Source organism: Kribbella sp. NPDC056951 (assembly GCF_042674205.1).
Classification (GTDB): Bacteria; Actinomycetota; Actinomycetes; order Propionibacteriales; family Kribbellaceae; genus Kribbella; species Kribbella yunnanensis.
The window spans coordinates 1,019,922-1,045,130 of the sequence record NZ_JBHUQZ010000003.1 but is presented as its reverse complement, the minus strand read 5'-3'; the positions used below and the strand labels follow the sequence as shown (position 1 = coordinate 1,045,130).

At 67.1% G+C, this 25,209-nt stretch carries 7 protein-coding genes; 3 read left to right on the top strand and 4 right to left on the bottom strand.

Features of this window, described 5'->3' with window-relative positions; all coding sequences use genetic code 11:
* From ACFTSF_RS17985 to ACFTSF_RS17975, 3 genes are all read left to right on the top strand, one after another.
* Entirely contained in the window at positions 1–1,566 is a 1,566-nt protein-coding gene (locus ACFTSF_RS17985) for a glucoamylase family protein (RefSeq protein ID WP_380154794.1), read from the top strand.
* Positions 1,563–3,374 (top strand): xylan 1,4-beta-xylosidase, encoded by a 1,812-nt coding sequence (locus tag ACFTSF_RS17980; protein ID WP_380154793.1) that lies wholly within the window; start codon positions 1,563–1,565, stop codon positions 3,372–3,374. Before ACFTSF_RS17985 ends, ACFTSF_RS17980 begins: the two co-directional genes overlap by 4 nt.
* A gap of 96 nt (positions 3,375–3,470) precedes the next feature.
* Positions 3,471–4,772: an alpha-L-fucosidase gene (locus tag ACFTSF_RS17975; protein WP_380154792.1), complete on the top strand. Its 1,302-nt coding sequence runs from the start codon at positions 3,471–3,473 to the stop codon at positions 4,770–4,772.
* 48 nt (positions 4,773–4,820) lie between these two features.
* Here the strand turns inward: ACFTSF_RS17975 and ACFTSF_RS17970 are convergent, their stop codons facing one another.
* From ACFTSF_RS17970 to ACFTSF_RS17955, 4 genes are all read right to left on the bottom strand, one after another.
* Positions 4,821–8,789 (bottom strand): RICIN domain-containing protein, encoded by a 3,969-nt coding sequence (locus tag ACFTSF_RS17970; protein ID WP_380154791.1) that lies wholly within the window; start codon positions 8,787–8,789, stop codon positions 4,821–4,823.
* Positions 8,790–8,794: 5 nt separating this feature from the next.
* Positions 8,795–14,959, bottom strand: a complete 6,165-nt coding sequence (locus ACFTSF_RS17965; protein ID WP_380154790.1) for an RHS repeat domain-containing protein — start codon at positions 14,957–14,959, stop codon at positions 8,795–8,797.
* A 143-nt stretch (positions 14,960–15,102) separates the two neighbouring features.
* On the bottom strand, positions 15,103–19,044 hold the full coding sequence (locus ACFTSF_RS17960) for an RICIN domain-containing protein (protein WP_380154789.1): 3,942 nt from the start codon (positions 19,042–19,044) through the stop codon (positions 15,103–15,105).
* 7 nt (positions 19,045–19,051) lie between these two features.
* Positions 19,052–25,207 carry an RHS repeat domain-containing protein gene (locus ACFTSF_RS17955; protein WP_380154788.1) on the bottom strand — a complete coding sequence of 2,052 codons (6,156 nt, stop codon included), beginning with the start codon at positions 25,205–25,207 and terminating at the stop codon, positions 19,052–19,054.
* Positions 25,208–25,209: the final 2 nt, after the last annotated feature.

The following is a 25,209-nucleotide window of genomic DNA, read 5'->3' as shown; positions in this document are numbered from 1 at the left end:
ATGACCGCCAACATCAGTCGCCGAACGCTATTGGCAGCTACTGGCACTGCTGCACTCGTCGGAACTGCTACACCAGCTTTCGCGAATCCAGCCCAACAGCTGAAAGATGGTTGGAGGCCAACCAGACAAGACAAAGCGCTTGTGGGGCGGTGGGCTCGGGATACTTGGCGCAGCTTGGTTGCGATGACCGACGAGCGAACCGGGTTGCCTGCTGACAACATCGGTGAGTCCGTCTCGAACCCCGTGCGGAGCAAGTACACGTCGCCTACCAACATCGGTGGGTATTTGTGGAGCACGGTGGTTGCCCGGCACCTCGGGATCATCTCGCCGCAGGAATCACTCCGCCGGATCACGCAGACGCTGACGACGATGCAGAACGTCGTCCACCACACACCCAGCGGCATGTACTTCAACTGGTACGACGAAGCGACCGGCGAGGTCCTTCGTGTCGACCCGGACGGCACGAAGCCGATTACGCCATTCGTCTCCAGTGTCGACAACGGGTGGTTCGCGTGTGCGCTGATGGTGGTCCGGAACGCCGAACCGCAGGCCCGGGCACTCGCGGATTCCCTGTTGAACAAGATGAATTTCGCCTACTACTACAACCCGGCCGCCCGCCCCGGCGGTCTCATGCGCGGCGGCTTCTTCGAGACCTCACCGCCTGACGAGGCGACCGACAAGGGCAACCACGCCGGCACCGGACCGGACGTGTACTACCGCAAGTTCCACTACGACACGTGCAACACCGAGGCGCGCATCGCCGGGTACGTCGGGTTCGCGCTCGGCCAGGTCCCGCCCACCCAGTACTTCGCGACGTACCGCACCTTCCCCGATTCGTGTGACTGGTCGTGGGTCGAGCAGAAACCGAAGGGTGTGCACCGCACGTACCTCGGGCTCGACGTCTTCGAGGGCACCTACGAGTACCGCGGGATGCGGCTCGTCCCGTCGTGGGGTGGCGACATGTTCGAGTCGCTGATGCCTGACCTGTTCGTCCCCGAAGCGACCTGGGCCCCGCACAGTTGGGGCATCAACCACCCGCTCACCGTCCGCGCCCACATCGAGCACGGTCTGGACGAGGCGAAGTACGGGTACTGGGGCTTCTCCCCCGCCTCGAACCCCAAGGGCGGCTACGCGGTGTACGGCGTCGACGCGATCGGCATGGATCCCGGCGGATACCCGTCGGACCTCGAGGCGACGAACTTCGACGCGGGATTCGAGGGGTGCCGCGAGGGCATCAACCCCAACCCGACGTACGGCGATGGTGTGGTCACGCCGCACGCCGCGTTCCTCGCGATGTCGTACGCACCGCGGCAGGCGATCGAGAACCTGAGCCGGATCGAAACCAACCTGCACGCGTACGGCGGCGGTGGGTTCTACGACTCGGTCGCGGTCAAGTCGGGTCTGATCGCCAAGCGGTACCTCTCGCTCGACCAGGCGATGGTGATGGGTGCCATCGGCAACGTCTTCGGCAACGACCTGATCCGCCGCAGCTTCGCCGATCGTCGCGCCGAACGCGGTATCCGCCCAGTGATCAGCCAAGAGCGTTTCGAGTCGGGCCTCGTATGACAGAGGACGCCAAGGCCGACTGGGATGAGCGGATCGCACTCCGCAGCGACGAGGAGCGCGGGTTCAGCTTCCCCGATCTCGATCCGCCCAAGGAGGTGACCGCGGTCGGCGGCGTCGGCCAGGTGACGATCGACTGGTCGCCCGTCGAAGGCGCAGTCGGGTACTTGATCCTGCGCTCGACCGGCGACCACGGTCCGCTCGAACCGGTCGACCATCACAGCGGCGACATCCTGTCCGTACCAGGCCCGCCGTACGTCGACACGACCTGCACCCCGGGGACGCCGTACCACTACGCGGTCGCCAGTGTTCCCGAGGTGACAGTCGCCGGCCGCCCGAGTCACAGCGTCGGCGCGGTCCCGTTGGTTGCCGACGACACCGTTCCGCGGGTCGATGTCACCGTCGATACAGTTGCCGAAGGCACGGAACTGCACCGGCCGTGGGTCCCGATGATCGGCAGTGAACGACTCAGCCAGCTGCTCTGCACCGACACCACCGGCGGGCACGAGATCGGCATCGAGCTCGAGGACGCGCTGCGCCGGATGCACGACGAGCTCGGGGTCCAGACGGTCCGCGCGCACGCGATCTTCCACGACGACACCCACGTGATCGACGGGTCGTCGTACGACTTCTCCGTGGTGGACACGATCTACGACAAGCTGCTCACGATCGGGCTGCGGCCGGTGGTCGAGCTCGGATTCATGCCGCGCGAACTGGCCAGCGACCCGTCGAAGACCGTCTTCGAGTACGGCGCGATCATCTCGCCACCGGAGTCGTACGAGCGCTGGCACGACCTGGTCCGCGCGCTGGTCGAGCACCTGGTCGACCGATACGGCCTGAGCGAGGTGCTGGCCTGGGACTTCGAGGTGTGGAACGAGGCGAACCTCGAGGTCTTCTGGTCCGGCACCAAGGCCGAGTGGCTCCACCTGTACGACGTGACTGCCGCGGCCGTGAAGGCGGTCGACGAGCGACTGGCCGTCGGCGGACCGTCGTCAGCCGCAGCAGGTTGGGTGGATGACCTGCTGGCCCACGCCCGCGCCAACGGCACCCCGGTCGACCTCGTGTCGACGCATACCTACGGTTCGCCGCCGCTCGACGTACGGGCGTCGTTGGAGCGGCACGGGTACGGCGATGCGCGGATCCTGTGGACCGAGTGGGGTGTGACTCCGCGGCACTTCAACCCGATCAACGACTCGGTGTTCGCCGGTGTGTTCCTGCTGCGCGGGATGCGGTCAGCGGCCGGGCGGGTGGACGCGCTGGCCTACTGGGTCGCGTCTGACCACTTCGAGGAGCTGGGCCGACCACCGCGGTTCCTGCACGGCGGTTTCGGGCTGCAGACCGTCGGTGGAGTGCGCAAACCGCGCTACCACGCGCTGAGTCTGCTCAGCCAGCTCGGACCGGTCGAGCTGCCAGTCACAGTCAGCGGTGACGGAGGCGGCAGTCTGATCGAGGCATGGGCCTCGCGGGACCGCGACCGGATCGCCGTACTGCTCTGGAACCTGACTTTGGACCAGACCAAGGCGGACGGCGCCCCAGAACTGACCAGGACGGTCCACGTGGAGCTGCCCGGCGTGGATCCGTCCTGGCAGGTCACTGCGACCACACTGGGCATCGGCGCGGGTGATCTGGCCGCTGCGACCGCAGAGCTCGGGATCACCGAGTGGCCGACCGAGGGTGAGCTGGCCCAGCTCACCGAGCGCAGCCGGATGATCAGTACGCCGCTGGAGCTGACCGGAACCGCGGTCGAGGTGACGCTGCCGATGCCGTACGCCGTTCTGCTGGAGCTCACCCCAAATAGATCGGATCTCTAGGAACTTAACTGCGTGAATTAATGGCAGACTCTGGCGGGTCGCGGCCAAACGATCGACTATAGATCGGATGACCGCGACTCCCTGAGGAGCTTTCCCATGCCCGATGGTCCACCCGCAGCCTCGATCGAGAGGTTCCGCGACTGGCGGTTCGGCCTGTTCGTCCACTGGGGCCTGTACGCCCTGCCCGCCCGCCACGAGTGGGTGAAGAACCGCGAGCGGCTGACCGACGAGGACTACCAGCCGTACTTCGACCACTTTGCCCCTGACCTCTACGACCCGCGCCAATGGGCCCGTGCGGCGCGCGAGGCCGGCATGCGGTACGCCGTACTGACGACCAAGCACCACGAGGGCTTCTGCCTGTGGGACTCGGCGGTGTCGGACTACACGGTCGCTCACACCGCCTGGGGCGCCGGCAAGGACCTGGTGAAGCAGTTCGTCGAGGCCTGCCGCGAGGAGGGTCTGGGGATCGGGTTCTACCACTCCCTGATCGACTGGCATCACCCTGAGTTCCCGATCGACCTGATGCACCCGCAGCGCGACGACGAAGAGGCGATCGCCAAGGCGGCCGGCCGCGACGTCCAGGTGTACGCCGACTACCTGCACGCGCAGACCCGCGAGCTGCTGACGAACTACGGCGACATCGACATCATGTGGTTCGACTTCTCCTACCCGGGCCGCAAGTACCCCGACGGCCGCGAGGGCCACGGCAAGGGCCGCGACGACTGGCGTTCGGTCGAGCTGATGGCGATGGTGCGCGAACTGCAGCCCGGCATCCTGATCAACGACCGCCTGGACATCCCCGGCGACTTCGTGACGCCAGAGCAGTACCAACCGGACGGTCCGATGGAACGGGACGGCGTACCGGTGCTCTGGGAGGCCTGTCAGACCCTGAACGGCAGCTGGGGCTACGACCGCGACAACCTGGACTGGAAGTCACCAGAGCTCCTGGTGAAGATGCTGGTCGACTCCGTCTCCAAGGACGGCAACCTACTCCTGAACGTCGGCCCCACCGGTCGCGGCGAGTTCGACCCCCGCGCCCTGGCCACACTGGCCTCCATCGGCGAGTGGACCCGCCTACACGAGCGCGCCTTCCGCGGTGCCCGCCCCTCCGAGCACACCGCACCAGCGGACTGCCGCTACACCCAGAACGGCGACCGCCTCTACCTGCACTTCTTCTCCTGGCCGATGGGCCACATCCACCTCCCCGGCTTGGCCGGCAAGGTCAAGTACGCCCAACTGCTCAACGACGCCTCCGAGATCAAGCGCATCGTCAACGACCCGCACCAGCAGGCCCAGAACACCACCATGGGTGGCACGGCCTCCGACGTACTCACCCTCGACCTCCCAACCCAGAAGCCGGACGTCCTCGTCCCAGTGATCGAACTCTTCCTGAGCTGACCGCGGCGAAGGGGCCGGTACGTCGTACCGGCCCCCCACCCGTCCTGCTCAGATCTGGTCGAGCTTCCAGCGTTGGCAAGGCCCGTTCCAGTAGCGCCAGGTGATCAGGCTGGCGTCCGCGACCGAACTGCAGGCCGCGATGTCGAGCGAGAGACCGTTGGCCTCCCTGGTGATCGACCACGAGCCGTTGAAGGCCGGCTCCACCCGCCAGCGCTGGCAGGCGCTCTCACTCTCCGGCATCGTCGCCACGGTCTGAGCCAAGGCATCCGTGCAGCCCGGGACGTCCAGCGCCTCACCGGTGCTCGGCTCGATGATGTGGTAGATGTCGTCGCCCAGCGGCTTCATCAGCCACCGTTGGCACGGGCTGTTCGGGATCCAGTCCCACATCCGCACCCTGGCATCCGCCCGGCAGTTCTCGACGTCGAGCGCCAGATCCTTGTCGGCCGGGTCGTTCGCGCCCTGCAGGCGGTACTTCCCGGTCGGCTGGGACTGGTTGAACCCTGCGCGCAGGATCCACTGCTGACTCGCCTCCGCCGTACAGCCGCGCTGCACGATGGTGACGTCCTGGCCGGAGCTGCCCTGTGCGGGTGACGCGCACTTCGAGCTGTGCGCGAACTTCAGCCGCACCACGGTGTCGTAGCTGCTGCCCTCGAGGTACTCGATCCGCAACTGCTGGTTCGCCGTGCCCATACACGGATACTGCAGGACCGTGGTCTCGTCCGTGTGCTGCATGTTCATCACGTCGAGGCACCGCGGCCGGCCGTCCTGGCCGTTGCCCTGGAAATGGGCGGTCTGGATCTCGTACTGGTCGGTGCCGGCGATCTGCTTGAGCCGGAACCGCTGGTTGAGTCCACCGTGGCACTCGTGCTGGACCAGCCGCTCCGAGTCGGCCTGGCTGGACAGCCACACGTCGAGGCACTGGCTGCTGTTGCGGTTCACCAGTTCGTACGTGCGTTCCTCGATGTCGAAACTCGGTCCGGTACTGGCACCGACCCGTGGCTCCTTCCACCGGCTGGTCGCCGGACCGAACGACGTACCCGTCGAGGCGAGGGTGTAGACCTCGCGGCCACCACCGTCCAGCGAGACGAACAGGCCGGCGTCCTCCTTGCCGTCACCGGTGAAGTCGCCGATCGCCAGCGCCGTCCGGGCCGGGTCGAAGTTCGTCGTGTTCCGCCACCAGTCGCTCAGGGCGTACGCCGTACCGGTCGACCGGAACACCTTCAGCGAGGCATCGGCGCCGCCGTTCTCGTACAGCGCGACGATGTCATCCTTGCCGTCGCCGTCCACGTCGGCCACCTGCGGCTTACTGCGTTCCCAGCAGTAGCCGCCGGCACCCGAGTCGTGCAGTGTCACCGGTGTCGCGGCGAACGCCGTACCGCTGGACTGGAAGTACCTGGTCAGCGTGCGGCACCCATTGAGGTTCTGCATGTCGACGAGGTCGGCCTTCCGGTCACCGTCCACATCGGCCAGCAGTGGTGCACTTCCGGCCCACGGACTGGCCGTCTGCGACCACTCCACCGGTGTCGTCAACGCCGGGCCGAGGAACGTCAGCGTGCGCCAACTCGTGCCGGAGACGTTCAGCTGGGCGACGATGTCGGACTTGCCATCACCGTTGACGTCACCTGCGATGATCCGTGCCGAGCTGAGCGGCCAGCCGTTCGCACCGCTGTGCCAGACCGGCGAGGACTCGAAGTTGTACCGCTCTCCGGCCGAGAGACCGCGGTACATGCCGATCCGCCGACCGGACTCCTCACGGAACAGAACGGTGTCCGTCCGCCCGTCACCGTCGAAGTCGCCCCGGACCGGCCGGGTCCGGTACATCGCGAAACCACCGCTGGCGCCGGAGTCCCACGCCATCTGACCAGTGTGCAGAGTGCCGTCGGGTTTGGTGACCACATTCCAGATCGAGGTCCGTCCGTCGCCCTGGTCCAGCACCGTGGCCAGGTCAGCGCGGCCGTCACCATTGACGTCGTTGCGGACCAGCGCCGGCAGCTCCGTGAGCTCCCCGGCACTGAGCGACCAGACGGACGCGGTGTCGCTGACATTGTTCGCACTGTCGACTGCTCGCACGTAGAGCGTCTTCGACTCCGGCTCGGCACTGCCGGCCTTCTGGAACACGGTCAGCGGGAGCTGGATCGTGCCGTCGGGCCCGGCCTTGATCCGGCTCAGTACGCGTTCCGGCTGGAACCCGTACAGGTACTCGGCCACATCGGTGTCACCCGTCGCGGGCTTGAGGGTGACAGTCCCGACCGTCCGCGCCGGGATGGCCGCCTCCCCGTCCGGGAAGTCGGTCGACGACAGCACCGCCGTACCGGGCTTCTTCGCGTCGACCCGGAAGTAGCAGCGCGGGGTCTCCGGCCCGAAGTCGATGCCGTCCCCACCGACGTTGTCGTTGGCCTTCGCCGAGTAGGAGTAGGTCTGCCCGTCGACGAACTTCGCCCGGTCGATCGCCGGCCAGGCGAACGCGGACCCCGAGGTCGTCGTCGCCGAGTCCACCTCGTGGACGACGGTGTTCTCCGGGAACTTCCTGATCGTCAGCCGGGTGACCACGTTGTCGCCGTCCTTGTCCGACGACTTCGCCGAGAACGAGTAGCCCGACAACGGCCAGCTGACGACCGTCTGCGCAGTGGCGGTACCACACGGCCGGGCCCGGCTGAAGTTCACCCGTTCCGGCGCGTACGGCGCGTTGTTGTAGGTCACCACGATTTTCGCCGACCCGCCGTGGAACCTCTTCCACTGCAGGATCGCGCCTTCGTCCGGCGCTTTCAGACCGAACGTGATCACGCCGTCGCGCCGGTCGGCCGCGCCCTGGAACGCACCGGTGACGCCGTCCCAGCCCATCAACATGTCGGGCTGGTTGCCGTTCGTGCGCGCGTTGCCCCAGGCCGTACCGAAGTACTCACTCCAGTGCCCCGCCGTGTTGTTCCAGGTGACCGCCTGGTTCCGGTCCAGCGCCGGGGTCCGGAAGAGGTCGACCGGCTGCGGTGAACCGGACGAGCTGTGATCGAGCCAGACCTCGAAGCGGCTACTGATGATCCGCGAGCCGGCCACATCACCGGTACCGAACTGGAAGAACGACCGGTAGGTGATGACGTTGTCGTACGAGCGGCCGACCTTGGCGCCCTCGCCCCGGTCGTAGTCCCAGTACGACTGATTCGGGAACTCCTGGCTGACATGGGTCCACAAGTAGTTGTTCACCGACCAGGACGGGTCGATCGTCACCGGGTACCGAGTCGTTGCTGCGGACAACAACTTCTGATCCGGCACGATCACCAGATCGCTCCCCGACCGCTTCGTCGGGATACTCGCATGACGTGACCGCGGCTCGGCGTCGGCGCTCTTCGCCTGGACCGGGTTGTCCCACATCACCGCCTGTCCCGCGGTGAACAACGCCTTCCCCTCCGCGTCGGCGGCGACCGTCGTACCGTCGGCCTTCGTGGAGAGCTTCAGACCGCTCCCCCGGACCGGGAACCGCAGCTCCCGCAACGCCGGGTTCTTGGCCGCCTCCCGCTCCTTCACGACCAGCAGGTGCTGGAAGCCGGTCGCTTCGGCCCGGACCTTGAGATCGACCCCGGGCAGCACCTCCTGGTACGTCGCGGTGTCGCCGGACAGCACGGGTTTCGGCAACCGGCCCGGCCAGCTCATCCGGACCTGCTTGTCATCTTTGCCCAAGGCAACAAGCTCGCCGGTACCGCCCGCCGACAACTCCAGGTCGGTGACGATCGCCCCCGGCCGGACAGCGCCGTCGGGCTCCAGCCGCAGGGTCGTGTCGATGGGCACCCAGCCCGTGCCCTTGCGGGCCCGGACCGGGTATGCGAACTGTTCCATCGTGTGCAGGCCCGAGGGTTCCCGGAACACCTGCTTGGTCTCGGTCCGCAGGTGCTCCAACTCCACCCGCTGAGCCGGCCCCGCCGGGGCGGGCACGGCGGAGACCGCCGTACCCGCACCAGCAGTGGCAACCATCGGCACCACCAGCAGCCCAGCCAGCAGACCGCCGATCAGCTTTCGCTGAGTCATCGCCGTCACCGCCCCGGAGGAGTCGCGTACTTACACGCCTCCTGAGCACCGGGGGTCTTGCAGAGGTCGTTGTACTCCTTGTACGACATGGGCGGCGGCTTGTACGGATCGCGCTTGGCACACGAGTTGCGTGGCCCGTTCGCACAGTTCCAGACCATCGCGGTCCCGACCAGACCGACACCGGCGGCCGCAGCGCCGACCACACACCCCAGTCCAGCGGTGAACAGGCAGATGGCACCGCCGACGATGAACCCGCCGGCCCCGAACGTGGCCGCCTTCGCGATCGGCTCGTCGTCCGGATCCTTGGCACACACGCCGCAGGGTTTGCTGGGATCGGCCTGCTCCGCGTCCTTCGCTTTCTCGGCCTCCTCCTTCTTCCGCTGCTCCTCGTTCAACCGGCGCTGTTCCGCGGCGGCCGCCAGCACCGCTGAAGCCTGCTCGCCGACCTTGCGCGCGACCTCGGCCAGCTTGTCGACCGAGCCTTCCATCGAGTTGACGCTGTTGCTGACCTGCTTCGCCAGATTCAGCGCCGCCTTGAGCTCGGGGATGTGGACGAGTTTCTTGGTGACGATCCGGATCACTTCTTTGGTGTGGAATCTGATCGTCCGGACGATCTCCTTCCACCGGACGACCTGTTTGGCCACCTCCTGGGTGATCTTCTGGGCGAAGGCGTGCATCCCGAACGCGGAGGCGAGCTTGGCGAGGAAGGTGTAGATCACGATCGTCACGAAGACCGTCACGATCTCCTTCTTCAGCTCCTTGATCCGCCGCACGTGCTCGCGAATGATCGTCTTCGTCTGCGTGACCGTCTGCGTCACGTACCGCTTGCCGTCGGCGTCGACGAAACTCGCCGGGCTGTTGTTCGCATACGCATACGGGTTCAGCTGCTGTGGATCCTCGGTGTCGACCACCGGATCCACCGAGACGAAGCGTCCGGTGGTCGGGTCGTACTCACGGGCGCCGAGATGAACCAGTCCGGTCGAGTCGTCGCGGGTGCCGCCGACGAAGTCCCGCTGTCCCGGCCAGGCGGACGCGACCGGTCCCCGGACCTCGCCGTACGGCGTGATCCGCTTGCGCTGGTACGCCTGGGTCTGGGAATCGACGGTCAGCGTCGCCGAGCCGTGGTGGTCCGAACCCAGCCAGGTCAGCTTGGTGCCGACCCGGACGCCGATCGTCTGCTTGCCGAAGGTGTAGTGCCGCGTGCCCAGCTGGGAGCCGTCCGGCATCAGCAGTAGCTCGGTGTCTCCGAGGTACAGCGTGGTGCCGGTCTTGTCCCGGCGCAGCAGCCGGTTCCCGTCGGCGTCGTAGACGTACTCCGTCTTCTCGGTCCCCTTGGTGACCTTGGCCAGCTTGCCCTCGGCGTCCCAGTCGAAGGCCTCACCGGTACCGGCGAGAGTCCGCGAGGTCTGGTTGCCTGCGGCGTCGTAGCCGTACGTGTTGACCTTGCTGCCTTCCGGTCCGGTCGTGGTGACCTTCTGCACAGCGTGCGGTCGCGCCTGTCCGGCAGCCGGGTACTCGTACGTACTCGTCGTCGCACCGGCCGTCGTGGTCCGCTTCTCGGTCTTGCGGTTCCCGATCTGGTCGAACGTCCACTGGTGCCAGTACGGCGCGGGTCCGCCCAGCTGACTCGCGCTGGTCGGCTGCACCGCACAGTTCGCGTCCCCGGGCGTCCAGGCCTGCGTCAGGCGACGGGACTCGTCGTACCCGAAGCACTGCACGTCCTTGGGATCCGCACTGCCGCTGGCCGGAACATCGGAGATCTTCGTGACGTTGCCGGCAGCGTCGTACTCGTAGCTCTGGTCCAGCACCCGCTGCGGCCCGAGGGTCTGCCGCTGGACGAACGCCCGCGTCAGCCGGCGCGTCGCGTCGTCGTACACATAGTTGTGGCGCAGGTACTTGCCACCGGTCGGCTTGACCTCGAGATACGTCAGGTCGCCGTAGGCGTTGAACTGCGAGTCGGTGACGTACGTCCCTGCCTCGCTGGACATCGTCTTCGGCAGGTCGTTGGTGTCGTACGTCGTGGTCAGGGTCTCGGCCGGCAGCCCGCCGACACCCGGAACGGTCCGGGTCGCGAGCTGACCGGCCTGCGTGTAGGTACTCGCGGTCTCGTACGTCTTGGCCAGGCCGCCTTCGGACGCGGGGAGCGTCACCTTCGAGCCGAGTGGCTGACCGGTCGGGCTGTACCCGGTCACCTCTGTCTTGTAGGCGTTGCCACCGGCGTACCGGGTCGACGTACTCGGCGAACCCTGTACCAGGCTGTCGTACGTCCGCTCGATCCGCAGCGGCCCGTCCGGTGCGCCCTCGCGAACCGACGTCTGCCGACCGACCTCGTCGTAGGTGTAGAAAAGCTTGGTACCGCGCGCGTCGGTACTCGACGTCACCTGGTCCAGCTCGTCGAAGGTGAACGTCGTGATGCCGCGGTCCGGCTCGACGGTCTTCACCTGCCGGCCACGCAGGTCGTATTCGTAGCGCCAGACGTTGCCGGCCGCGTCCGTCACGGACTCCAGCTGCCCCGCCTTGGTGTAGGTGTAGGCCGTCTTGTCGAAGTTCGCGCTCTCCCCCGGGGTGTTGTAGGCCCGGAGTTCGAGGAGCTTGCCCTCGGCGTCACTGATCCGGGTCGTCGCCTGCTCCCCGGACGGCGGGTCCACCGTTTGGCGGTCCACCTCGTGCTTGTACGTCGTCGCCCACTTCTGCTCGTTCTTCGACCACATCGCCTCGGTGACCGGCCGCTCGAGACTGTCGTACGTCGTCGCCGTCCGGGCCGGCAGCTCCTCCTCGACCGGGTCGAAGACCTGGTCGCCAGGCGGAGCGTCGTTGTAGTACGGCGCGTTCTCGATCACCTGCAGACCTCGCGAGTCGTACTCGAAGTCGGTGATCACCCGGCCGATACCATCCGCCGCGGGTTTCTGGGTCTGCCGCTTGCGCTGCAGACCGTCGAGGATCTCGTAGCTGGTCTCGACCGTTCCATCGGCCTGCAGACTCCGGGACTGAACGACCCCAGGTGCGTCGATTCCGGCCTGGTAGGTGTTCTCGACGTTCGGCGTCGCCGACTGCGACCGGCCGGGCAGCCAGACCTTGGCGATCCGGCCCATCGGGTCCCGCTCGGAGACAGTGCTGCGGCCACCGACATCCGTCACCTTCGTCGACTGGCCCCAGGCCGGGTCCAGCTCGGTGGCCGAGGCGTGCCCGTTCGCCAGCGTGACGGTCGTCTTGGTGACCGGGCCGTCGGCCGGCAGGTAGCTGTACGTCGTCTTGTGGCCGGTGGCATCGGCTTCGGTCTTGCGCCGCCCGTGGTCGTCGTACGTCGTGGTCCGGACCGTCTCGTACGTCGGCGCACCGGCCGCGTTGAACCCGGTCAGCCGCTGACTCCCGACCGGACTGGGGTTCACCGGCGCGGACCCACCGGCGTACTGCAGCTTCAGGTCCGAGATCACATCGTCCTTGGTCCACGGCTGGTCGCACGCCTTGGCCACCGTCTGTGTGCGCACCGGCAGCTCGGCGATGCCCAGAGCCTGGTTGCTCGCGTACTCGTAGCGCGTACAGGTGTCGTCGGCGGTGGTGCTGAGGTCGTTGGCGTTGGACGCCGCCGTCAGCACACCGGAGGCCGAGAACTCGTTGGCGGCCGAGGTTTGCCGGAATCCGCTGCCCTGCTTGGATTCCCACTGCTTGACGGCCTTCTGTTCGATTTTGAACGCCTGTGTGGTGCCCCAGTCGCGGACCCGCGTCGACGTCGCGGGCGACACCCAGGAGTCGGTGATGGTCCGTTCGGCGATCGCGCCGTTGAGCAGCTTCGTCGTCTCCCGGACCTGACCGGCCAGCGTGTCGCTGTCCGGGGTCCGGGCTCCGGTCGAGTCCTCCAGATCGACGTCCTTGACACCGCCGTCCTTCAGCTTGTCGCCGTCCATGCCTTGGTAGTAACGGTTCTCGGTCACCGTCTGCGGACCGCTCGGGTGGCCTTTGGTGGTAATTACCCGGTCGTAGCCGCGCCACTGGGACCAGGTCTTGCGGCCGATCTCGACCAGACCGTCCTCGTCGTCGTGCCGCCAGGCCGGCTTTCCGGGGTAGCTGATCGCCGTCTGCACCGGCACCATGCCACTGACCCGATCGGACTCGGTCACCGAGGTCACGACGTACTTGTGGAACCAGTCCTCGCGCTCGGCGGTCTCACCGGGCGGCGTCCACTTCAGTGGGTGGCAGCGCCGGTCGTTACGGTCCACCGGCGGGACATTGCCAGGCAGGCTGCAGTCCTTCTCGGAGTACGTGATCGCCAGCTCGCCGCCGGTGCCGTAGTGAATGGCCCGGATCCGGAACCAGTCCAGCAACGGCCGCGCCGTACCGTCCGCGACGCGGTTGTTCATCGCGATCTTGTCGAAGTTGATCTCCGGTGTGCTCACGGCTCCGGTCCCGACCTCACCGGTGTGGGTGACCGCCTCCAGCCACAACCGCGGACCGGTGTTGTCACCAGGGTTCGGGAACGAGTGCCGCAGCGTCCACGTGTCGACGGCGTCGAACGCCGTACCACGCCAGACGTCGGTGCGGACCTTGCTCAGCTTCTTCTTCGTCCAGAAGCTCGGACCGGTCTGAGTGCACTTCGTGGTACTGGTGCACTCCTGGTCGAGCGGGGTGTCGAAGTAGTCGGCCGGAGCACAGTTCGCGCCGGCGTTGCAGCGCTCGGTGGTGTCGAAGTGGACGCGCGCCACCGGCTTCTCGGCGAACACCTGCCCTGCGGTCTGGCCGTACTCGATCCGCTTGATGTTCCCTGCGCGGTCGTAGCTCTTGACCGTCGTCTCGGTACCGTTGTAGGCGTAGTTGTTCTTCTCGGTCTCGTAGAACATCGACATCGTGTTGCCGTGCGGGTCAACGACGTAGTCGAGGTTCCATCGGTAGGCCTGCTGGCAGAACGAGTCCGCGAAAGCCTGCTTGTTGCACTGCTCACCGGCGTGGTTGCCGGCCACCGGGACCGTCCACGCCGAGTTGGTCGTCTCGGTGGTGGCGCCGGGGAGCTTGTTCAAGCCGAAGTAGTACTTCGTGCCGTCCTTCCCGGTGATCAGCCAGTGCTCGCCCTGCTCACCAGCAGCGCCGCCCTCGTCACCATTGGGAGCGCCGGACAGGCGCTCGACCTTGGTGCCGTCGTCAGCTTTCGGCCGCCACTGCTTGGTGGTGTCGTCCAGGACGAGCTCGCCGCCCTTGCCGTTCAGGGTGAAGGTGGCGTTGTCGGTGGCGAAGCAGAGGTCGCCGACCGCACGGGTGCCGTTGTTGCCGGTCTTCTCGGACTTCGACGAACACGAGGCGTACCGGCGTTCGATCGAACCGCCCGGTGCGAGGTCGAAGCCCTCACCTGCCCAGGAGGTCTGGTTGTTGGTGCCCGAGGTGCGGCCGTCGACGGCACCCGAGGAGTAGCCCATGGTGATGGTCGGCGTCGGTCCGCCAGTGCCGGGCGGCGCCCGGAACGGATACTGCCAGCTGAAGTCTCCCGACGAGCCGCCGGCCTGCCAGGACGCAGTCGGCGACAGCGAGGTGTTGCCGAAGTCGCCGGCTGGGCCTCCCGCGGCCGCCTCCATCGCGTACAGGCCGGTGGCCGGTACCTGGGCGCTCAGCTTTCCGTCACCACTGTTGCGGGTGGCAATCGGCGTACCGGAGGAACGGTCGACGAGTCGGAGCCGGGTCGCCCAGTCACCGCCGTACGCGTGCCGGAACGCCTGGTAGTTCAGCTCCAGGTTCACCTTGCCGTTGGACCGCGCCTTGTCGGTGCTCGAGAGCCGGACCAGCATCGACGAACCGCGCTTGCCGAGCAGTTCGACCTTCACCCCCGCGGGCGCCGTACCGTCGGCGACTGCCGGCCCCACCGCGACCGGCAGCAATCCAGCGGCCTTCTTCGGCAGTACGCCGGACAGCTTCGCTCCCCACGTCACCTCGGGCAGCTGCACCTCGGCCGAACCGGTCGCCGGCCAGGAGACGGTCGGTGTCTTCACCACGTCGACATCGAGATCGGGTTTGCGTGGCTGCACCTGGTAGTTCGAGCCGTGCACCGGCTTGACCTTGGTGCCCTTGACCGTCTTTTCTTCTGCCTCCTGCGCCGGAGCCGCCGACGCACCCGGCGGATGCAGACCGGCAACGAGCGTCAACCCGAGCACAACAGCCCAGGTACGCCGAAGCACACCTCGTGACATGGAACCTCCCCAGTAGCGGAGGGTTCACTATCAGTGAGCGTTCGGAAGCACCTCAAGGAATTCAGCCGGGGCGCAAAGGTCAGCACGGACCTTTGCGCCTCGGTCGAAAGCTGCGCCTACCTTTCGATTCAGCTCGAAACTGGTCAGACCGGATTGAGCCGCCAGCGCTGGCAGGGGCCGTTCCAGTAGCGCCAGGTGATCAGATCGGTGTTCTCCTCGGTCTTGCAGCCCGCGACGTCGAGCGAGAGACCGTTCGCCTCCCTGGTGATCGACCAGGTCCCGTCGAAGGCCGGCTCGATCCGCCAGCGCTGACAGGCGCTCTCACTCTCCGGCATCGTCGCGACCGCCTGTGCCAAGGCCTCGGTGCAGCCCGGGACATCAACAGCCTCGCCAGTGCTCGGCTCGATGATCCGGTACACGTCGTCGCCGAGCGGCTTCAGCTGCCAGCCCTGGCACGGGCTGTTCGGCACCACCTCCCACATTCGCAGCCTGGCGTCCGGCAGGCAGTTCTCGACATCCAGCACCCATGCGGTGTTCGACGCCTTGATGTAGTGCTTTCCGGTCGGCTGCGCCGGGTTGAAACCCGCCCGCAGGATCCACTGCTGGCTGGCCTCCGACGTACACGTGCGCTGGACGATCGTCGTGTCCTGCGTCGTGCTGCCTCCGGCCGGCGACGCACACTTCGAGCTGTGCGCGAACTTCAGCCGCACGACCGTGTCGTAGCTGCTCCCTTCGAGATACTCGATCACCATCTGCTGGTTCGACGTCCCCATACACGGCCACTGCAGGATCTTGCGTTCGTCGTCCTGCTTCATGTCCTCGACATCCAGGCAGCGCGGCCTGCCGTCGGTGGTGTTGCCCTGGAAGTGCGCGGTCCGGACCTCGAACTGGTCGGTGCCGGCGATCCGGGCGATCCGGAACCGCTGGTTGAGACCACCGTGACACTCGTGCTGCACCAACTTCTCCGAATCGACCTGACTCGCCAACCACACATCCAGACACTGGCTGCTGTTGCGGTTCACCAACTCGTAGGTGCGTTCCTCGATGTCGAAGCTCGGTCCGGTACTCGCACCCACCCGTGGTTCCTTCCAGCGGCTGACCGCCGTACCGAACGACGTACCGGTCGATGCGAGGGTGTAGACCTCTCGCCCGCCGGCCGGCAACGAGTAGAACAGACCGACGTCCTGCTTGCCGTCACCGGTGAAGTCGCCGACGGACAGGGCGGTCTTGGCCGGGTCGAACGTGGTGGCATCGCGCCACCACTCGCCCAGCGTGTACGCCGTACCTGTCGAGCGGAACACCTTCAACGAGGCATCGGTACCGCTGTTCTCGTACAGCGCGACGATGTCGTCCTTGCCGTCGCCGTCGACATCCGCGACCTGCGGCTTGCTGCGCTCCCAGCAGTACGCACCGGCACCGGAGTCGTGCAAAGTGACCGGCGTCGCGGCGAACGCCGTACCGGTGGACTTGAAGTACCTCGTCACCGTGCGGCAACCGCTGAGGTTCTGCATGTCGACCAGGTCGGCCTTCTTGTCCCCGTCCACGTCGGCAAGCAGCGGAGCGCTACTGGACCAGGGACTCCCCGTCTGCAACCACTCCACCGGCGCACTGAGCGCAGGGCCGAGGAACACCAGCGTGCGCCAGCTCGTCCCCGAGACGTTCAGCTGAGCGACCACATCGGACTTGCCGTCACCGTTGACGTCCCCGGAGACGATCCGCGCCGTACTGAGCGGCCAGCCGTTCGCACCGCTGTACCAGACCGGTGCGGACTCGAAGTTGTACCGCTCACCGGCCGACAGACCGCGGTACATGCCGATCCGTCGCCCCGCTTCCTCACGGAACAGTACGGCGTCGGTTCGCCCGTCACCGTCGAAGTCGCCGCGCACCGGCCGGGTCCGGTACATCGCGAACCCACCGTTGGCACCGGAGTCCCACGCCATCTGACCGGTGTGCAGACTGCCGTCCGGCTTGGTGACGACGTTCCAGATCGCGGTACGGCCATCGCCCTGGTCCAGCACCGTGGACAGATCGGCCCTGCCGTCACCATTGACGTCGTTGCGGACCGGTGGCGGCAGCTGCTCGAGCTCACCGGCGCTGAGCGACCAGACCGTCGAGTTGTCGCTGACATTGTTCGCAGCGTCGACTGCTCGCACGTAGAGCACCTTCTGCTCCGGCTCCACCGTCAGCGACTTCTGGAACACGCTCAACGGGATCTGCACCGACCCGTCCGCGCCGGCCTTGATCCGGCTCACCACCCGCTCCGGCTGGAAGCCGTAGAGGTACTCGACCACATCGGTGTCACCTGCGGCGGGCTTCAGGGTGACGGTGCCGACCGTCCGCGCCGGGATGGCGGCCTCCCCGTCCGGGAAGTCGGTCGACGACAGCACCGCCTTGCCCGGCTTCCTGGCGTCGACCTTGAAGAAGCACTGCTGGCTGGACGGCCCGTAATCGATGTCGTCGTCGGCGACCCGGTCGTCGGACTTCGCCGAGTAGGAGTACGTCTTCCCGTCCTCGAACTTGGTCCGGTCGATCGCGGGCCAGCCGAAGGCCGACCCCGACGTGATCGGCGCCGAATCCACCTCGTGCACCACCACGTTGTCCGAGACCCGCTTGATGGTCAGCCGGGTCACCAGGTTGTCCCCGTCCTTGTCGGTCGCCTTCGCCGAGAACGAGTACCCCGACAGCGGCCAGCTCACCACGGTCGGACTGTCCGCCGTACCGCACGGCCGGGCCCGGCTGAAATTCACCCGCTCCGGCGCGTACGGCGCGTTGTTGTAGGTGACCACGATCCGCGCGGACCCGCCGTGGAACCTCTTCCACAGTGCGATGTCCCACTCGTCCGGAGCCCGCAGCCCGAAGGTGACCGTCTCGTCCCGGTCCGTGGCCGCGCGCTGGAACTCCGCCTTCGTCGCCGCGTTCTCCCAACCCATCAACATGTCCGGCTGGCCGGCGGCGGTCCGGGCGTTGCCGCTGAGCTCGCCCATGAACGCCCGCCAGTGCCCGGCGGTGTTGTTCCAGGTGACCTTCTGATCACGCCGGATGCTGTTCGTCGCGTACAGGTGGACCGGAGTCGGCCCGTTGGAGGAGCTGTGGTCCAGCCAGATCTCGAACTTGCCCTTGACGATCTTCGCCCCGGCCAGGTCACCGGAGCCGAACTGGAAGAACGACCGGTAGGTGATCACATTGTCGTAGGAGCGACCGACCTTCGCCCCTTCGTCGCGGTCGAACTCCCAGTACGAGTCGTCGGCGTGCTCGAGGCTGACATGGGTCCACAGCGAGTTGTTGACCGACCAGGTCGGGTCGATCGTGACCGGATAGCGGGTAGTCGGTGCCGTGAGCAACTTCTGGTCAGGCGTGATGACGAGCTCGTTGCCCGACCGGGTGGTCGGGATGCTCGCGTGCCGGGACCGCGGTCCGGCACCTGGGCTGTCCCACATGACCGCCTGACCGGCCGTGAAGACGGTCTTGCCGGCCGCGGTGGCGACCGTCGTACCGTCCGGTTTGGCGGCCAGCCTCAGACCGGTCCCGCTGATCGGGAACCGCAATTGCCTCAACGCCGGATTGCTCGCCGCCGCCCGGTTCTTCACCACCAGCAGATGCTGGAACCCGGTGGCCTCGGCCCGCACCTGCAGGTCGACGCCGGGGAGCACCTCTGGGTACGTCGCCGTGTCGCCGGCCAGCACCGGCTTCGGGAGCTTCCCCTTCCAGTCCATCCGGACCTGCTTGTCCGCCTTGCCCAGGGCAACGAGTTTCCCGTCGCCACCACCGGACAGCCGCAGGTCGGTGACGATCGTGCCCGGCCGGATCGACCCGTCGGGCCGAAGCGTCAGTTTCGTGTCGATGGGCACCCACCCCGAGCCCTTCCGGGCCCGGACCGGGTACGCGAACTGTTCCATCGTGTGCAGGCCCGAGGGCTCCCGAAACACCTGCGTGGTCTCGTTCCGCAGGTGCTCCAGCTCCACCCGCTGCTGCAGGGCTGCCGCCGGGGCGGGCACGGCGGAAACCGCCGTACCCGCACCAGCAACCGCAACCAGCGGCACCGCCAGCACACCGGCCATCAGGCCGCCGATCGTGCGGTTCGTCATGCCCGCATCACTTCCCCGGCCCGGACCACTTACAGGCTTCCTGCGCACCCGGCGTCTTGCAGATGTCCACGTGCTGCTGCTGCGTCATCGGATTCCGGTTGCTGTGGGTGTCCTCGTACCACTGACCGCCGATGGATTCGCCGGCCTTGCCGCCGCCGTACCCGCCTCCGATCGCCCCGAGCGTGCCGAGCACAGGAACGCAGAACGGCGCCGCAGGTCCGCAGAGCAGGCCGGCGCTGGCGCCGGCGGCCGCCCCGGCAAACCGCCCGGCCGTTCCGCCGACCCCGGTACCGATCACCTTGCCCCAGTGCTCGGCGTTGTCCTTCTCCTTGGCGCGCTTCCGCTCGTCGTCCAGCCTCCGCTGGTCGATCTCCATCAGCCGGTTGCGCCGCTCCGCCTCCTGATCGGACTTGGCCTGCTCGCCGATCCGGCGGGCCACATCCCCGAGTTTGTCGACCGACTTGTCCATCGAGGACACACTCGATTCGGTCTGTTTGGCCAGGTCGAGAGCCTGTTTGAGCTCGGGCTCCCAGACCAGCTTGGTGGTGACGATCCGGATGACTTCCTGGGTGTGGTACCTGAGCGTCCGGGTGACCTCCTTCCACCGGATCACTTGGACCGCGACCTGCGCGGTGATCTTCATGGCGAAGTCGTGCATCCCGAACGCGGCCGCGAACCGGCTGAGGAAGGTGAGGATCACGACCGTCACGTAGATCGTGAACACCTCCTGCTTGAGCTCCTTGATCCGCTTCACGTGCTCGCGGATGACCGTCCTCGTCTCGGTGATCGTCTCGGTGCGGTACCGCTTGCCGTCCGCGTCGAGGAAGCTCACCGGGCTGTTGTTGGCGTACGCGTAGGCGTTCAGCTGTTGCTGGTCCTCGGCATCGACCACCGGGTCCACCGAGATGAACCGCCCGGTACTCGGGTCGTACTCCCGGGCACCGAGGTGGATCAGACCCGTCGCGTCGTCCTTCAGGCCACCGACGAAGTCCTGCCGGCCGGGCCAGTTCGGCGTCGCCGGACCGCGGGCCTCACCGTACGGCGTGATCCGCTTCCGCTGGTACGCCTGGGTCTGCGCGTCGACGGTGAGCGTCGCCGAGCCGTGGTGGTCCGAGCCGAGCCAGGTCAGTTTGGTGCCGACCCGGACGCCGATCGTCTGCTTGCCGAACTTGTAGTACCGGGTGCCGAGCTGGGAACCGTCCTTCATCAGCAGCAGCTCGGTGTTGCCGAGGTACAGCGTGGTGCCGTTGGCGTCCTTGCGCAGCAGCCGATTGCCGTCGGCGTCATAGATGTAGCCGGTCTCCTGACTGCCCTTCTTCACCTTGCCGAGTCGTCCCTCGGCATCCCACTCGAACGTCTCCTGCACGCCGCCGACGGTCCGCGACGTCTGGTTCCCGACCGCGTCGTAGGCGTACGAGTTCGTCTCGACCGCACCATCGGGCTTGGTGGTGGTGACCTGCTGCAGCGCATGCGGCCGCGCCTGACCCGGTGCCGGGTAGTCGTAGGTGCTGGTGGTGGCACCGGCCGTGGTCATGCGCTTCTCGGTCTTGCGGTTACCGATCTTGTCGAACGTCCACTGGTGCCAGTACGGCGCGGGTCCGCCCAGCTGGCTCGCGCTGGTCGGCTGCGCCGCACAGTTGGCATCGCCCGGGGTCCACGCCTGGGTCAGGCGCCGGGCCTCGTCGTACCCGAAACACTGCACGTCGGCCGGATCCGTGCTGCCACTGGCCGGCGCGTCGACGATCTTGGTGACGTTACCGGCGTGGTCGTACTCGTAGCTCTGGTCGAGCACCCGCTGCGGCCCGAGGGTCTGCCGCTGGCTGAAGGTCCGGATCAGCCGCCGGGTCGTGTCGTCATAGACATAGTTGTGCCGCAGGTACTTGCCTCCGGTCGGCCGGACCTCGAGGAACGTCAGGTCGCCGAAAGAGTTGAACTGCGAGTCCGTGACGTAGGTCCCGGCTTCGCTGGACAGCCCGGACGGAAGGTCCTGCTGGTTGTAGGTCGTCGTCAGGGTCTCGGCCGGCAGGCCGCCGACCGCCGGAACCTTGGTGGTGGCCGGCTGCCCGGTCGCGGTCCAGGTGTTCTCGGTCGTGTACGTCGCCGCCAGCGCACCCTCGGCGGCAGGCAGCGTGACCTTGGTGCCCAGCGCGTGCCCGGTGGCGTCGTACCCGGTGATCTCCGTCGTGTAGGGGTTGCCGTCGACATAGCGGGTCGCGGTGCTGGGCGAACCCTTCGCCAGCGTGTCGTAGCCACGCTCGATCACCAGTGGCCCGTTGGCGGATCCGCTCCTCGTCGTGGTCGGTCGCCCGATCTCGTCGTAGGCGTAGAACAACTTGTTGCCCGCGGCGTCGGTCTGCGACTCGAGCTGGTCGAGCTCGTTGTAGACGAAGGTGGTGCTCCCGCGGTCCGGCTCCTCGGACTTGATCTTGCGCCCACGGACGTCGTACTCGTACCGCCAGACGTTCCCGCCCGGATCCGTGACGGTGGCCGGCTGACCAGCCTTCGTGTACGTGTACGTCGTCTTGTCGAAGTTCGTGCTCTCCCCCGGAGTGTTGTAGGCCCGCAGCTCGACCAACCGGCCCTGCGCGTCACTGATCCGGGTGGTGGCCTGTTCTCCGTTCGGTGGGTCGACCGTCTGCCGGTCCACCTCGTTCTTGTAGGTGGTGGACCATCGTTCGGTGTTCTTCGACCACAGCGCCTCGCTCACCGGCCGCTCGAGCGCGTCGTACGTCGTGGCCTTGCGAGCCGGCAAGTCCTCCTCGATCGGGTCGAACACGACGTCGCCGGGCGGTGCGTCGTCGTAGTACGCGGTGTTCTCGACCACCGCCAGCCCGCGGGAGTCGTACTCGATGTCGCTGATCACCCGGCCGACACCGTCGGCGGAGGCGGTCTGGACCTGCCGCTTGCGCTGCAGGCCGTCGAGGATCTCGTACTTGACCTGCTCGCTACCGTTCGGCAGCAGCGTCTTGGTCTGCACAACACCCGGTGCGTCGACATCGGCGGTGTAGATGTGCTCGACGTTCGGCTGGTCCGACGGTGCGCGGTCCGGCAGCCACACCTTGGTGATCCGTCCCAGACCGTCCCGGGCGGAGACCGTCGTCCGGCCGGCGACGTCGGTCACCTTGGTCGCCTGTCCCCAGGCCGGGTCCAGCTCGCTGCTCGACGTGTGCCCGTTGGCGAGGGTGACGGTCGTCTTCGTGACCGGGCCGTCGGCCGGCACGAACCCGTACGTCGTGGTGTGATTCTTCGGGTCGGTGTCGGTCCGGAGCCGGCCGTGGTCGTCGTACGTCGACATGCGGACGGTCTCGTACGTCGGTTCACCGGCGGCGTCGAATCCGCTCAGCCGCTGCGCGGCGGTGGGCTTGGCGTTCACCGGTGCCGTGCCACCGGCATATCCGACCTTCACGTCCGAGATCACGTCGGCCTTGGTCCACGGCTGGTTGCAGGCCTTGGCCACCCGCTGCGTCCGCAGCGGGAGCTCGGTCAGCCCCTTGGCAGCGTTGTTCGCGTACTCGTAACGGGTGCAGGTGTCATCCGTGGTCGTCGCCAGGTCGTTCGCGTTCGATTCGGCGACCAGGACACCTCCCGCAGTGAACTCGTTGCTGGACGAGGTCTCACGGAATCCGCCGCCCGGCTTGGCCTCCCATTGCTTCGCGGCCTTCTGCTCGACCTTGAACGCACTCGTCGTTCCCCAGTCGCGGACCCGGGTCGAGGTGGCGCCTGACACCCAGTTGTCGTTGATGGTGCGTTCGACGATGGCGCCGTTGACCAGCTTGCTGGTCTCGCGGACCTGCCCGGACAGGGCGTTCACGTCCTCCACCTGCGCACCGGTCGAGTCGGTCACCTTGACGTCCTTGACCGAGCCGTCGGCCAGCTTGTCGCCGTCCATGCCCTGGAAGTAGCGGCTCTCGGTGACGGTCTGCGGACCGTCCGGGGCGCCCTTGGTGACGATGACGCGGTCGTAACCGCGCCACTGTGACCAGGTCTTGCGGCCGATCTCGACCAGCCCGTCCTCGTCGTCGTGCCGCCAGGCCGGCTTGCCCGGATAGCTGATGGTGGTCTGCACCGGGACCATCCCGCTGACCCGGTCGGACTCGGAGACAGAGGTGACGACGTACTTGTGGAACCAGTCCTCGCGCTCGTCGACCTCGCCCGGTGGAGTCCACTTCAGCGGGTGACAGCGGCGGTCGTTGCGGTCCACCGGCGGGACGTTGCCGGGCAGACTGCAGTCCTTGTCGGAGTAGGTGATCGTGAGCTCGCCACCGGTGCCGTAGTGGATCCCACGGATCCGGAACCACTGCAGCAACGGCCGCGTGGTTCCGTCGGCGACCCGGTTGTCGAGCGCGATCTTGTCGAAGTTCACCTCGGGGATGGCGACCGCGCCGGGGCCGGCCTCGCCGATGTGGGTGATGGCCTCCAGCCACAACCGCGCGCCGGTGTTGTCACCGGGGTTCGGGAACGAGTGCCGCAGCGTCCACGTGTCGACGGCGTCGAACGCGGCACCACGCCAAACCTCCGTGCGGACCTTGCTCAGCTTCTTCTTCGTCCAGAAACTCGGACCGGTCTGCGTGCACTTCGTGGCACTGGTGCACTCCTGGTCGAGCGGAGTGTCGAAATAGTCGGCCGGAGCACAGATCGCGCCGGCGACACAGCGCTCAGTGGTGTCGAAGTGAACGCGCGCCACCGGCTTCTCCGAGAAGACCTGACCGTCGGTCTGGCCGTACTCGATCCGCTTGATGTTGCCGGCCCGGTCGTAGCTCTTCACCGTCGTCTGCGTGCCGTTGTACGCATAGTTGTTCTTCTCGGTCTCGTAGAACAACGACATCGTGTTGCCGTGCAGGTCGACCACGTAGTCCAGGTTCCACCGGTAGACCTGCTGGCAGAAGGAATCAGCGAAGGCCGCCTTGTTGCACTGCTCACCGGCGTGGTTGCCGGCCACCGGAACCGTGAGCGCCGAGTTGGTCGTCTCGGTGCCGGCGCCGGGCAGCTTGTTCAAGCCGAAGTAGTACTTGGTCCCGTCCTTGGCGGTGATGACCCAGTACTCACCCTGTTCCTGCGGCTTGCCGTCACTGCCCTGGTCACCGTTGGGAGCGCCCCACAGGCGCTCGACCTTGGTGCCGTCGTCACTCTTCGGCCGCCACTGCTTGGTGGTGTCGTCGAGGACGAGCTCACCACCCTTGCCGTTCAGGCTGAAGGTTGCGTTGTCGGTGGCGAAACACAGGTCACCGACCGCACGGTTGCCGTTGTTACCGGTCTTCTCGGGCTTCGACCCGCAGGATGCGTACCGGCGCTCGATCGAGCCGCCCGGCGCGAGGTCGAAACCCTCACCTGCCCAGGAGGTCTGGTTGTTGGTGCCGGAGGTCCGGCCGTCGACACTGCCCGAGGAGTAACCAAGGGCCATCGTCGGGATCGGTCCGCCAGTGCCCGGTGGCGCGCGGAACGGGTACTGCCAGTTGAAGTCACCCGACGAGCCGCCCACCGACCAGGAGGCCGACGGTGACAGGGAAGTGTTGCCGTAGTCACCGCTGTTACCCGCGGCCGCTGCCTCCATGGCGTAGAGGCCGGTCGCCGGTACGTCGGCGCTCAGCGTGCCGGCACCGACGTTCTGCGTCTTGACCGGCGTACCGGAGGGGAGGTGGACCAGCCGCAGCCGGGTCGCCCAGTCACCGCCGTACGCGTGCCGGAACGCCTGGTAGTTCAGCTCCAGCCGGACCTTGCCGCTGGCGGCCTTGCTCTTGTCGGTGCTGGTCAGCTTGACCAGCATCCGGGCGTCCTGCCGGCCGAGGAGGTCGACCCGCACACCGCTCGGAGCCGTGCCGTCCGCACTCGCCGGCCCGACCGCGACGGGCAACGTGCCGGCAGCCTTCTTCGGGAGCACGCCGGACAGCTGGGTCGACCAGCCGGCCGCGGGCAGGGACACCGCGGCCGACCCGGTCGCCGGCCACCGCACAGCCGGTGTCTTCACGAGATCGACATCGAGATCCGGTGTCCGCGGCTTGACCTTGTAGTCGGTCCCACGCACCGGTTTGACCTTTGCCCCCTTGAAGGCGGGTTCCTCATCCTGCTGGGCCGGAGCAGCGGTTGCGCCCGGCGGATGCAGGCCGGCGATGAGCGTTGCTCCGAGCACAACGGCCCAGGCACGCCGCAGCACACCTCGTGACATCG

Bases quoted from the DNA above. Each gene is read 5' to 3' on its own strand.
- ACFTSF_RS17985 (WP_380154794.1), top strand. From the start codon at position 1: ATGACCGCCAACATCAGTCGCCGAACGCTATTGGCAGCTACTGGCACT.
- ACFTSF_RS17980 (WP_380154793.1), top strand. From the start codon at position 1,563: ATGACAGAGGACGCCAAGGCCGACTGGGATGAGCGGATCGCACTCCGC.
- ACFTSF_RS17975 (WP_380154792.1), top strand. From the start codon at position 3,471: ATGCCCGATGGTCCACCCGCAGCCTCGATCGAGAGGTTCCGCGACTGG.
- ACFTSF_RS17970 (WP_380154791.1), bottom strand. From the start codon at position 8,789: ATGACTCAGCGAAAGCTGATCGGCGGTCTGCTGGCTGGGCTGCTGGTG.
- ACFTSF_RS17965 (WP_380154790.1), bottom strand. From the start codon at position 14,959: ATGTCACGAGGTGTGCTTCGGCGTACCTGGGCTGTTGTGCTCGGGTTG.
- ACFTSF_RS17960 (WP_380154789.1), bottom strand. From the start codon at position 19,044: ATGACGAACCGCACGATCGGCGGCCTGATGGCCGGTGTGCTGGCGGTG.
- ACFTSF_RS17955 (WP_380154788.1), bottom strand. From the start codon at position 25,207: ATGTCACGAGGTGTGCTGCGGCGTGCCTGGGCCGTTGTGCTCGGAGCA.